9 protein-coding genes are annotated in these 12,367 nt (G+C 62.7%); all 9 read left to right on the forward strand.

Annotation, left to right across the window (positions count from 1 at the left end; genetic code table 11):
* The first annotated feature begins 208 nt into the window (after positions 1-208).
* The 9 genes from DBR46_RS14355 to DBR46_RS14400 all read left to right on the forward strand — a co-directional run bounded on the left by DBR46_RS14355 (position 209) and on the right by DBR46_RS14400 (position 12,264).
* Positions 209-490: a peptidylprolyl isomerase gene (locus DBR46_RS14355; protein WP_010210937.1), complete on the forward strand. Its 282-nt coding sequence runs from the start codon at positions 209-211 to the stop codon at positions 488-490.
* Positions 491-620: 130 nt separating this feature from the next.
* Positions 621-2,468, forward strand: coding sequence for an extracellular solute-binding protein (locus DBR46_RS14360; protein WP_124526730.1), 1,848 nt, complete (start codon positions 621-623; stop codon positions 2,466-2,468).
* Positions 2,468-3,529 (forward strand): microcin C ABC transporter permease YejB, encoded by a 1,062-nt coding sequence (locus tag DBR46_RS14365; RefSeq protein WP_124526731.1) that lies wholly within the window; start codon positions 2,468-2,470, stop codon positions 3,527-3,529. Before DBR46_RS14360 ends, DBR46_RS14365 begins: the two co-directional genes overlap by 1 nt.
* The gene (locus tag DBR46_RS14370) at positions 3,529-4,551 is read left to right on the forward strand and encodes an ABC transporter permease (RefSeq protein WP_177414057.1); all 1,023 of its coding nucleotides are present in this window, start codon (positions 3,529-3,531) and stop codon (positions 4,549-4,551) included. Before DBR46_RS14365 ends, DBR46_RS14370 begins: the two co-directional genes overlap by 1 nt.
* 10 nt (positions 4,552-4,561) lie before the next feature.
* The gene (locus tag DBR46_RS14375; RefSeq protein ID WP_124526733.1) at positions 4,562-6,133 is read left to right on the forward strand and encodes an ABC transporter ATP-binding protein; all 1,572 of its coding nucleotides are present in this window, start codon (positions 4,562-4,564) and stop codon (positions 6,131-6,133) included.
* A 140-nt stretch (positions 6,134-6,273) separates the two neighbouring features.
* Positions 6,274-7,680 carry a sigma-54-dependent Fis family transcriptional regulator gene (locus tag DBR46_RS14385; RefSeq protein ID WP_124526735.1) on the forward strand — a complete coding sequence of 469 codons (1,407 nt, stop codon included), beginning with the start codon at positions 6,274-6,276 and terminating at the stop codon, positions 7,678-7,680.
* 288 nt (positions 7,681-7,968) lie between these two features.
* The gene (locus DBR46_RS14390; RefSeq protein WP_124526736.1) at positions 7,969-9,360 is read left to right on the forward strand and encodes a GntP family permease; all 1,392 of its coding nucleotides are present in this window, start codon (positions 7,969-7,971) and stop codon (positions 9,358-9,360) included.
* Between the two features lie 7 nt (positions 9,361-9,367).
* Positions 9,368-10,141 (forward strand): 3-hydroxybutyrate dehydrogenase, encoded by a 774-nt coding sequence (locus DBR46_RS14395; protein ID WP_124526737.1) that lies wholly within the window; start codon positions 9,368-9,370, stop codon positions 10,139-10,141.
* 170 nt (positions 10,142-10,311) lie between these two features.
* Positions 10,312-12,264, forward strand: coding sequence for an acetoacetate--CoA ligase (locus DBR46_RS14400; RefSeq protein ID WP_124526738.1), 1,953 nt, complete (start codon positions 10,312-10,314; stop codon positions 12,262-12,264).
* Positions 12,265-12,367: the final 103 nt, after the last annotated feature.

The following is a 12,367-nucleotide window of genomic DNA, read 5'->3' on the forward strand; positions in this document are numbered from 1 at the left end:
CACCGAGCCTAGGCGAGGTGCCGAGGGTTGGGCAAGAGCGTTTTGCTTACTTTTGCGCTCTTCAAAAGTGAGCCGCCGTAAGGGCGGAACCAATAGCGGCCGTTACCGAAGAAATGGATATGTACTCCATCCCCCAGCGGAACTTTGCCAAGAAATAACCGCCTGAATCCGGTACGCTCCCCCTTTTTACCCCAAGGAGACCTTCCCCATGGCCAAAGCCACCGCCCGTCACATCCTCGTTTCCACTGAAGACAAGTGCAACGAACTCAAAGCCCAAATCGAAGGCGGCGCTGATTTCGCAGAAATCGCCAAAGCCAATTCCAGCTGCCCATCCAGCCGCGACGGCGGCAACCTGGGCTCGTTCGGCCCAGGCCAGATGGTCAAGGAATTCGACACCGTCGTCTTCAGCGCCCCGGTCAACACCGTACAAGGCCCAGTAAAAACCCAGTTCGGCTACCACCTGCTGGAAGTCACCAGCCGCCAGGACTGATCCAGTCTGCGCTGATGCCCTACACAACGGCCCGCCTTTTGGTGGGCCGTTGTGCATGTGACGACTGGCGACACGGATGCCGTTAGCGTACAAATCCCTATTCTTCTCTACGCGGCGTTTAAGGCTGACAATGCGACTGGCGTTTTCGACTCTGCTGAGCTCTACCCTGGCCCTGCTGCTGGCCAGCACCGCCGTGATTGCGGCGCCGCAACCGTACCTCACCGTGTACGGCGAACCGGCCAAGTACCCCGCCGGTTTCCACCACTTCGACTACGTCAACCCCAACGCCCCCAAGGGCGGCAGCCTTAAGCGCTCGGCCATCGAGATCGGGCGCTTTGACCATGTGCTGCCGTATATCGACAAAGGCATCGGCGTGTCCCAGGTCGACGGCTGGCTCTATTCGCCCCTGGCCCAGCGCTCCCTGGATGAGCCCTACACGGTCTATGGCCTGGTGGCCGAGAAGATGGAACGCGCCGAGGATGGCCTGTCGCTGCGCTTCTTCCTCAACCCCAAGGCGCGTTTCGCCGATGGCACGCCGATCACCGCCGAAGACGTGCGCTACAGCTACAACCTGCTGATGACCCAAGGCCGGCTGGGCTTTCGCACGCTGTTCGCCGACGTCAAGCACGTCGAGGTCGAAGGTGAGCGCCAAGTGCGCTTCGATTTCTCCAGCAATGAAAACCGCACCCTGCCCCTCGACCTGGCGACCCTGCCGGTGCTCCCCGAACACTGGTGGAAAACCCGCGACTTCGCCAATGGCGGCGGCTACGAGGCCCCGCTGGGCAGCGGCCCGTACAAGATCAGCAAGATCGACTCCGGCAGCACCATCACCTTTACCCGCGACCCCGACTGGTGGGGCAAGGACCTGCCCGTCAGCCGTGGCCTGTACAACTTCGATCACCTGAGCCTGGAATACTTCGGCGACACCGAAGTGGCGCGCCAGGTCCTGCGCGGCGGCGCCTATGATTTCAACCGCGAGTTTTCCGCCACCGGCTATTCCATCGGCTACAACGGCCCGGCCCTCGACGATGGCCGCCTGCAACGTGCGCACCTGGCCAAAGAGGCACCGCAACCGGCCCAGGGCTATGTGTTCAACGTGCAAAAATCGATGTTCAAGGACCGCCGCGTGCGCCAGGCCCTGGCGATGCTCTGGGACTTCGAATGGGCCAACCGGCAGATGATGCGCAATATGTACATCCGCCAGCAGAGCTTCTTTTCCAACAGCCCGCTGGCCGCCAGCCAACCGCCCACTCCAGAAGAACTGGCGATCCTCGAGCCCCTGCGCGGGCAGATTCCTGACGAGGTCTTCACGCAAGTGTTCAAGGCCCCGGTCACCGACGGCAGCGGCATGATCCGCGACAAACAACTGCAAGCCCTGGCCCTGCTGGAAGAGGCCGGCTGGAAACCGGACGGCGACAAGCTGGTCAACGCCGAGGGCGAGCCGCTGGAGTTCACCTTCCTCAATACCCAGAACGGCCTGGAACGCCTGTTGCTACCGTACAAACGCAACCTGGCACAGATCGGCATCACCTTGAACATCCGCCGCATCGACCCCTCGCAATACGTGAACCGCATGATGGCGCGCGACTACGACATGATCGTGGTCGGCTTCCCGGTCACCACCTCGCCAGGGATGGAGCTGTACAACTACTTCGGCTCGGAAGCGGCATTCGACCCGGGCGCCAACAACTACATGGTGCTCAAGGATCCGGCCGTCGATACCCTGGTCAAAGGCCTGGTCAAGGCCAACACCCAGGCGCAGATGCTCACCTACGCCCACGCCCTGGACCGGGTACTGCAATGGAATTACCTGTGGATTCCCAACTACTACCCGCCCGGCACGTCCGCCGCGTGGTGGAACCGCTTCGGCCGCCCGGCCGTCGAGGCGAAGAACGATGAAGCCCTGGAAAGCTGGTGGGAAATCAGCCCCACGCCGCTGACCAACGAACAGATGCAGAAACGCGGAGGCAGCCACTGATGTTTGCTTATATCGTACGGCGCCTGCTGCTGATCATCCCCACGCTGGTGATTATCCTGCTGGTCAACTTCGTTATCGTGCAGGCCGCGCCTGGCGGGCCGGTGGAACAAGCCATCGCCCACCTGCAAGGCATCGGCGGCGGCGCGGTCGGCGGCTCAGGCGGTGACGGCATCAGCGGCGGCTCCCGCGCCAGCCGTGGCCTCGACCCGAAACTGATCAAGGACATCGAAAAACAATACGGCTTCGACAAGCCCGCGCCGGAACGCCTGTGGCTGATGCTCACCAGCTACGCCCAACTGGACTTCGGCAACAGCTTCTTTCGCGGCAAGACGGTGATCGACCTGATCCTGGAAAAGATGCCCGTCACCATTTCCCTAGGCTTGTGGGCCACGCTGATTACCTACCTGGTGTCGATCCCCCTGGGGATTCGCAAGGCGGTGCGCCACGGCAGCAACTTTGACGTGTGGAGCAGCACCGCCATTGTCATCGGCTATGCCATGCCGGCGTTCCTGTTTGCGATGTTCTTGATCGTGGTCTTCGCCGGCGGCACCTCGTTGAACTGGTTCCCGGTGCGCGGGCTGGTCTCGGAGAACTTCGAAGAACTGAGCACCGTGGGCAAGATCGCCGACTACTTCTGGCACCTGGTGCTGCCGGTGACCTCGCTGGTGATCGGCGGGTTCGCCACGTTGACCATCCTCACGAAAAACTCGTTCCTCAATGAAATCACCCGCCAATACGTGGTCACTGCCCGTGCCAAGGGCCTCAGCGAACGGCGCGTGCTGTACGGCCATGTGTTCCGCAACGCCATGCTGTTGGTGATATCGGGCATTCCCCAGGCGTTTATCAGCGTGTTCTTTGCCGGTTCCCTGCTGATCGAGGTGATTTTCTCCCTTGATGGCCTGGGCCGCATGAGTTACGAAGCGGCCGTCTCGCGGGACTATCCGGTGGTGTTCGGTTCGCTGTTTATCTTCACTCTGTTCGGCCTCTTGATAAAACTCATCGGTGACCTCTGCTACACCCTGGTGGACCCGCGTATCGACTTCGCCGCGAGGAACGCCTGATGCTTAATCTGTCTCCCGTGGCCCGTCGGCGTTTCGAGCGCTTCAAGAAGAACCGTCGCGGCTGGTGGTCGCTGTGGCTGTTTATCGGCCTGTTCGTCCTCACCCTCGGCGGCGAGTTGATCGCCAATGACAAGCCGCTGGTGCTGAGCTTCAAGAACGAGCTGTATTTCCCGGTGTTCAAGCGCTACACCGAGCAGCAGTTTGGCGGCCAGTTGCCGTTCCAGGCCGACTATCGCAGCGACTACGTGCAAAAACTGATCAAACAGGACGGTGGCTGGATGCTGTTCCCGCCGATCCCGTTCAGCGACGACACGCCCAACTACGAACTGACCCGCCCTGCCCCCAGCCCGCCCTCGGCGGTGAACTGGCTGGGCACCGACGATCAGTCGCGGGACGTGTTGGCGCGGGTGATCTTTGGCGCGCGGGTGTCGATCCTGTTTGCCCTGGCGCTCACCGCGATCAGCGCGGCCATCGGCATTGCTGCCGGTGCGTTGCAGGGCTACTACGGCGGCTGGGTGGATCTGATTGGCCAGCGCGTGCTGGAAGTGTGGTCCGGGTTGCCGGTGCTGTACCTGCTGATCATCCTCTCGGGCTTTGTCGAGCCGAATTTCTGGTGGCTGCTGGGGATCATGGCGCTGTTTTCCTGGCTGGCCCTGGTGGACGTGGTGCGCGCCGAGTTCCTGCGCGGGCGCAACCTGGAATACGTCAAGGCCGCGCGCGCCCTGGGCTTGGGCGACGCGAAGATCATCCGCCGGCATATCCTGCCGAATGCCATGACCGCCACCTTGAGTTACCTGCCATTTATTTTGACCGGGGCGATTTCCACCTTGAGCGCCCTGGATTTCCTCGGCTTTGGCATGCCCGCCGGCAGCGCGTCCCTGGGCGAGTTGATCGCCCAGGGCAAGCAGAACCTGCAAGCACCGTGGCTGGGCCTGACGGCGTTTTTCACCCTGGCGCTGATCCTGTCGCTGTTGGTCTTTATTGGCGAGGCGCTGCGTGACGCCTTCGACCCCCGCTCATGAGTGACTGCATATGAACCTGATCGAGATCCGCGACCTCAGCGTCGCCTTCAACGGCCAGACCGTGGTGAACAAGCTGTGCCTGGATGTGCGCCCCGGCGAGTGCCTGGCGCTGGTGGGCGAATCGGGCTCGGGCAAGTCGGTGACGGCCCATTCGATCCTGCAACTGCTGCCCGAGGCCGGCACGTTGACCACCGGTTCCATCCGTTATCGCGGCGAGGAACTGGTGGGCGCCTCGGCCAGCACCTTGCAGAAACTGCGCGGCAACCGCATCGCGATGATCTTCCAGGAGCCGATGACCTCCCTCAATCCCTTGCACAGCATCGAAAAGCAGATCGGCGAAACCCTGCTGCTGCACAAGGGCCTGGGCGGCAAGGCGGCGCAGGCGCGCATCCTTGAACTGCTCGACCTGGTGGGCATCCAGAAACCCCAGGAACGCCTCAAGGCCTACCCGCACCAACTCTCCGGCGGCCAGCGGCAACGGGTGATGATCGCCATGGCCCTGGCCTGCGAGCCCGAGTTGCTGATCGCCGACGAACCCACCACTGCGCTGGACGTGACGGTGCAGCGCAAGATCCTGCTGCTGCTCAAGTCCCTGCAACAGCGCCTGGGCATGTCGCTGCTGCTGATCAGCCACGACCTCAACCTGGTGCGCAGCATTGCCCAGCGTGTGTGCGTGATGCGCGCCGGTGAGATCGTCGAACAGGCCGACTGCCAGACCTTGTTCACGGCGCCGCAGCACCATTACAGCCGCCTGCTGCTGGACGCCGAGCCCTCGGGCGACGTGCTGTGCAGCGATACCCGTGAAACGGTGTTGCAGGTGGACGATCTGAGCGTGCAATTCCCCCTCGGCGGCGGCTTGTTCCGACGCAAGACCTATCTGCGCGCGGTGGACGGCATCAGCCTCAGCGTGCAGCGGGGCAAGACCCTGGGGATTGTCGGCGAGTCCGGCTCAGGCAAGTCCACCTTGGGCCAGGCGATCCTGCGCCTGCTGGACTCCACCGGCAGCATCCGCTTTCAGGGCACTGCCCTCGACCCGCTCAACCACCAGCAGATGCGCCCGTGGCGCAAACAGATGCAGGTGGTTTTCCAGGACCCTTACGGCAGCCTCAGCCCGCGCATGTCGGTGCAGCAGATCATCAGCGAAGGCCTGGAAGTGCACGCGCCGTGCAGCCTGCAAGAGCGCGATGCGCAGGTGATCCAGGTGCTCAAGGACGTCGGCCTCGACCCCGCCAGCCGCCACCGCTACCCACACGAATTTTCCGGCGGCCAGCGCCAACGCATCGCCATCGCCCGCGCCCTGGTGCTCAAACCGGCGCTGATGCTGCTGGACGAACCGACCTCGGCCCTCGACCGCACGGTGCAAAAGCAGGTGGTGGCGCTATTGCGTGAGTTGCAGGAGAAGTACGGCCTGACCTACCTGTTTATCAGCCATGACCTGGCGGTGGTGCGGGCCATGGCCCATGACATGATCGTGATCAAGGATGGCAAGGTGGTGGAGGCTGGGGCAAGTCATCAGGTATTCGAAGCCCCCCAGCACGCCTACACCCAGGAGCTGCTGGCCGCCGCCAATATCCCCTTGTAAACACATCCCCCTGTGGGAGCGGGCTTGCTCGCGAAAGCGGTGTATCAGTGCCGAATATACTGACTGACACACTGCCTTCGCGAGCAAGCCCGCTCCCACAGGATCGCGTCCCACCCTCAATTTGCGTTGACGGCATACCTATGAACACCAGCGAAAGCCTCAAGGACTACCAACAGGTGCGCGGCCTGGCCATCCAGTCGCTGTTCGAGATCATCGAGCAGTCCAGCGAAGGCACGGTGATTGTCGATCGCGACGCCAATATCGTCTGGATGAACGAGCGCTACGCCAAGCGCTTCGGCCTGAAAAGCGCCGATGAAGCCATCGGCCAGCCGTGCGAGCAGGTGATTTCCAACAGCCTGTTGCGCCAGGTGGTGCGCACCGACCTGCCGATCCTGCTGGACATCCAGGACACGCCCAAAGGCCCGTTGGTGGTGATGCGCCTGCCGATCCACAACGACGCCGGCGCGGTGATCGGGGCGATTGGGTTCGCGCTGTTTGATGAGCTGCGCAACCTGTCGCCGCTGATCGAGCGCTACCTGAGCATGCAGCAGGAACTGGCCTCGACCCGTTCGTTGCTGCGTTCGCGGCAGAGCAAATACAACTTCGCGCATTTTATCGGCACCAGCGCCGCCAGCCTCGAAGTCAAACGCCGCGCACGGCGCAGCGCCAGCGCCGAGTCGCCAGTGCTGTTGCTGGGAGAAACCGGCACTGGCAAGGAATTGCTGGCCCAGGCGATTCACGGCGCATCACCCCGTGCACACAAGGCGTTTGTCAGCGTCAACAGCGCGGCGATTCCTGCCGACCTGCTGGAAGCCGAATTCTTCGGCACCGCGCCGGGCGCGTTTACCGGTGCCGACCGCAAGGGCCGTCCCGGCAAGTTCCAGATCGCCCAGGGCGGTACGCTGTTCCTCGATGAAATCGGCGATATGCCCCTGCCGCTGCAAAGCAAACTGCTGCGCGTATTGCAGGAAAAGGAATTCGAACCGGTAGGCTCCAACGAGATGCTGCACAGCGACGTGCGGGTGATCGCGGCCACGTCCATGGACCTGGAAGCAGCGATCAAGCGCGGTGAATTCCGTGCGGACTTGTATTACCGGCTGAACGTGCTGCCGATCCAGGTGCCACCCTTGCGCGAGCGCCTGGAAGATATACCGGCGCTGAGCGAGGCGATCCTTGAGGAACTGCGCAGCCAGCACGAACTGGACCGCGAAGCCCTGGCACTGCTCGCGCAACACGCATGGCCGGGGAATATCCGCGAGCTACGCAATGTGCTGGAACGGGCGGCGTTGCTCAGTGATGACCTGGTGTTGAATGCCGAGGAGATTCGCGCGGCCATCGGCACGTTTACCCCGGTCGCGCGCAATGCGGTGGCGGCGGTAGAAGGAGAAAGCTTCAGCGCGGCGCGGGAGCGGTTTGATCGGCAGATCATTGCGGCGGCCTTGGCGGCCTGCGAGGGAAATGTGGTGGAGGCGGCCAAGCGGTTGGGGCTTGGGCGGTCGACGCTGTACAAGAAGATGGTGGCCTTGGGTATCGCGCAATCTCAATAAAGAGACAAAATTCCCAATACAAAGACATTCCCATGTGGGAGCGGGCTTGCTCGCGAATGCGGTGCATCAGTGCCAAATGTGCTGACTGACACACCGCATTCGCGAGCAAGCCCGCTCCCACATGGGGTGTTCACTAGTCTCAAGTTAGAGACTACATTCAAAATCGCCATCAGCTATTTGTACATTTTACTTATATTTCAATAACTTAAAGTCTTGGCACAGATCTAGCTATAGCCTCCTCCTACAGCAACACCCCACAAAAATAACAATTCGATCCGGAGACACTCCATGAGTGTAATCATCGCCCTGGCAGCCCTCGCGCTGCTGATGCTGGCTGCCTACCGTGGCTATAGCGTTATCCTGTTTGCCCCCATCGCCGCCCTCGGCGCGGTCCTGCTCACTGACCCATCCGCCGTTGCGCCTGCCTTTACCGGGGTGTTCATGGAGAAGATGGTCGGTTTTATCAAACTGTATTTCCCGGTGTTCCTGCTCGGCGCGGTGTTTGGCAAGCTGATCGAGCTGTCGGGCTTTTCCCGTTCGATTGTGGCCGCGGCGATCCGCTTGCTTGGCACGCGGCAGGCGATGCTGGTGATCGTGCTGGTCTGCGCCCTGCTCACCTACGGCGGCGTGTCGCTGTTTGTGGTGGTGTTTGCGGTGTACCCGTTTGCGGCGGAGATGTTTCGCCAGAGCAATATCCCCAAGCGCCTGATCCCGGCGACCATCGCCCTCGGCGCGTTTTCGTTCACCATGGACGCCCTGCCCGGCACGCCGCAGATCCAGAACATCATCCCCAGCACGTTTTTCAACACCACCGCCTGGGCCGCGCCGTGGCTGGGCTTGATTGGCACAATCTTCGTGTTCTGCGCCGGCATGCTCTACCTCGCGCGCCAGCGCAACAAGGCCCAGCGCGCCGGCGAAGGCTATGGCACCGAGCTGCGTAACGAGCCGGAAACCGCCGAAAACCTCAGCTTGCCCAACCCCTGGATCGCCCTGTCGCCGCTGATCCTGGTGGGCGTGATGAACCTGCTGTTCACCCACTGGATCCCGCAGTGGTACGGCAAGACACACAGCCTCGCCCTGCCGGGCATGAGCGCGCCGGTGACCACTGAAATCGCCAAGCTCACCGCGATCTGGGCGGTGCAGGCGGCGCTGCTGGTGGGCATCTTGATGGTGCTGGTGTTCGGCTGGTCGGCGATCAAAAGCAAACTCGCCGAAGGCAGCAAAAGCGCAGTCAGCGGTGCGTTGCTGGCGGCGATGAACACCGCGTCGGAATACGGCTTTGGCGCGGTGATCGCCTCGCTGCCGGGCTTTTTGGTGCTGGCGGACTGGCTCAAGGGCATTCCCAACCCGCTGGTCAACGAAGCGATTACCGTGACCTTGCTGGCCGGCATCACCGGTTCCGCCTCGGGCGGCATGAGCATTGCGCTGGCGGCCATGTCCGAGAGCTTTATTTCGGCGGCCCATGCGGCCAATATCCCCCTTGAAGTGCTGCACCGCGTGGCGGCCATGGCCAGCGGCGGCATGGACACCCTGCCCCACAACGGCGCGGTGATCACCCTGCTGGCGGTGACCGGGCTGACCCACCGCGAAGCCTACAAGGACATTTTCGGCATCACGATCATCAAGACCCTTGCGGTGTTCGTGGTGATCGGGACTTTCTACGCCACCGGCATTGTGTGAGGTTTTCATGACGACTTTAAACGGCAAGACCGCCCTGGTCACCGGCTCCACCAGCGGCATCGGCCTGGGGATTGCGCTGAGCCTGGCCAAGGCCGGCGCCAACCTGATCCTCAACGGCTTCGGCGACGCCAGCGCGGTGATCGCCCAGGTGCAGGCGTTTGGCGGCAAGGTTGGCCATCACCCGGCGGACGTCAGCGACCCGGCGCAGATCGCCGACATGCTCGCCTACGCCGAGCGTGAATTCGGCGGCGTCGACATCCTGGTGAACAACGCTGGCATCCAGCACGTGGCGGCGGTGGAAGACTTCCCTGCCGAGCGCTGGGATTCGATCATTGCCATCAACCTGTCGTCGGTGTTCCACAGCACGCGCCTGAGCTTGCCGGGGATGAAGGCCAAGGGCTGGGGGCGTATCGTCAACATTGCTTCGGTACACGGCCAGGTCGGCTCGGTGGGCAAGGCCGCGTACGTAGCAGCCAAGCATGGGGTGATCGGCTTGACCAAAGTGGTGGGCCTGGAGACGGCCACCAGCAATGTGACCTGCAACGCCATCTGCCCGGGCTGGGTGCTGACGCCGCTGGTGCAGAAACAGATCGATGATCGCATCGCCACGGGCGTGGACCCGCAGCAGGCGCAGCATGACCTGCTGGCGGAGAAGCAGCCGTCGCTGGAGTTTGTCACACCGCCGCAACTCGGCGAGCTGGTGCTGTTCCTGTGCAGCGAAGCTGGCAGCCAGGTGCGTGGCGCCGCGTGGAACATCGATGGCGGCTGGCTGGCCCAATAGCCCCCTATCTCGACAACAATGGAGATCCAAATGTGGGAGCGGGCTTGCTCGCGAATGCGGTGTATCAGCTAGCACATCTTGTACTGACCCACCGCATTCGCGAGCAAGCCCGCTCCCACATTTGGCCTGTGTTGTCTGGAAGACTTCATACAAAAACAAGAGACGTGCCTATGTCCGACATCCTCTGGCAACCCTCCCCGGAACGCATCGCCGCCACGCGCATGGACCAATTCCGCCGCTACATCAACGAGCGCTTCGCCCTGCAACTCGCCGACTACCCCGCCCTGCACCAGTGGAGCATCGACCAGCGCCCCGACTTCTGGCAGGCCATCGTCACGTTCTTTGACGTGCAGTTTCGCACCCCGCCCAGCGCCGTGCTGGTCGAAGACCGCGAAATGCCCAGCGCCCAGTGGTTCCCCGGCGCCACCCTGAACTTTGCCGAGCACCTGCTGCGCCGCCGTGACGACCACCCCGCCGTGGTCGCCATCGGTGAAGACGGCCAGCGCGAACAGCTGACCTACGCCGAACTGGCGGCCCACGTCGCCGGCCTGCAACACAGCCTGCGGGCCATCGGCGTGACCCAGGGCGACCGCGTGGCCGCGTGCATGCCCAACACCTGGCAAACCCTGGTGGGCATGCTTGCCACCAGCAGCCTTGGGGCGATCTGGTCGTGCTCCTCGCCCGACTTCGGCACCCAGGGCGTGATCGACCGTTTCGGCCAGATCGAACCCAAGGTGCTGATCACCTGCGCCGGCTACCGCTACGCCGGCAAAAACATCGACCAAACGGCCAAGCTCAACGAAATCCTCGAACGGCTGCCCTCCCTGGAGCAACTGATCATCGTGCCGTACGCACGGCCCCAGGCGCGGGTCGAGGACTATCAAACCGCAGCCAGCGTCAGCCTGTGGGGCGACTTCTACCAACCCGGCGGCGAGCCTGAATTCGTCGCGGTGCCCTTCGATCACCCGCTGTACATCCTGTATTCCAGCGGCACCACCGGCGTGCCCAAGTGCATCATCCACGGCACCGGCGGCGTGCTGCTCACCCACCTCAAGGAACACGGCCTGCATGCCGACCTGAGCCGCGAGGACTGCCTGTTCTACTACACCACCTGCGGCTGGATGATGTGGAACTGGCTGGTCTCGGTGCTGGCCATCGGCGCGACGGCGGTGCTGTATGACGGCTCGCCGTTTCATCCGGGGCCGGAGCGCCTGCTCGACTTGATCGACGCCGAACAGATCAGCGTGTTCGGCACCAGCCCCAAGTTCCTCGCCACCCTGGAAAAGGCCGGCCTGCAACCGCGCCTGAGCCACGACTTGCGCAGCCTCAAGGGCTTGATTTCCACCGGCTCGCCGTTGTCGCCGCAGAGCTACGACTACGTGTACCGCGAAATCAAGGCTGAGCTGTGTCTGTCATCCATGTCCGGCGGCACCGATATCGTGTCCTGCTTTGTGATCGGCAACCCGGTGCTGCCCGTGCGCCGGGGCGAGATGCAGTGCAAGAGCCTGGCGATGGCAATCGAGGTCTGGGACGACCAGGGCCGGGCGCTGATCGGCGAGAAAGGCGAGTTGGTATGCACCCGGCACTTCCCGGCCATGCCCATCGGTTTGTGGAACGATCCCGAACAAAAGAAGCTGCGCGCCTCGTATTTCAGCCAGTTTCCCGGCGTGTGGGCCCAGGGCGACTACGCCGAGCAACGGCCCAACGGCAGCCTGTTGATTCACGGGCGCTCCGACGCAGTGCTCAACCCCGGCGGTGTGCGCATCGGCACGGCGGAGATTTATCGCCAGGTGGAAAAAGTCCCCCAGGTGATGGAAAGCCTGGCCATTGGTCAGCGCTGGCAGGATGACGTACGGGTGGTGCTGTTTGTGCGCCTCAACGACGGTATCGAGTTGGATGAAGCCCTGGAACAGCAGATTCGCCAGGTGATCCGCGCCAACACCACGCCACGCCATGTGCCGGCGAAGATCCTCGCTGTCACGGATATCCCCCGCACCATCAGCGGCAAGATCGTCGAGTTGGCGGTGCGCAACGTGGTGCATGGTGAACCGGTGAAAAACACCGACGCCCTCGCCAACCCACAGGCCCTGGAGGAGTTTCGCGACCGCCCCGAACTGGCTTGAAAGATGAAAGGTTTCAGCCCTGATGCACTCATTTGAAGACAAAACCCCAATGCATGCTATTTTTCGAGGGGTAGTCAGCCATTCCCGACTCACGGGATAATCG

Source organism: Pseudomonas sp. KBW05 (assembly GCF_003852405.1).
In the GTDB taxonomy this organism is placed as follows: Bacteria; Pseudomonadota; Gammaproteobacteria; order Pseudomonadales; family Pseudomonadaceae; genus Aquipseudomonas.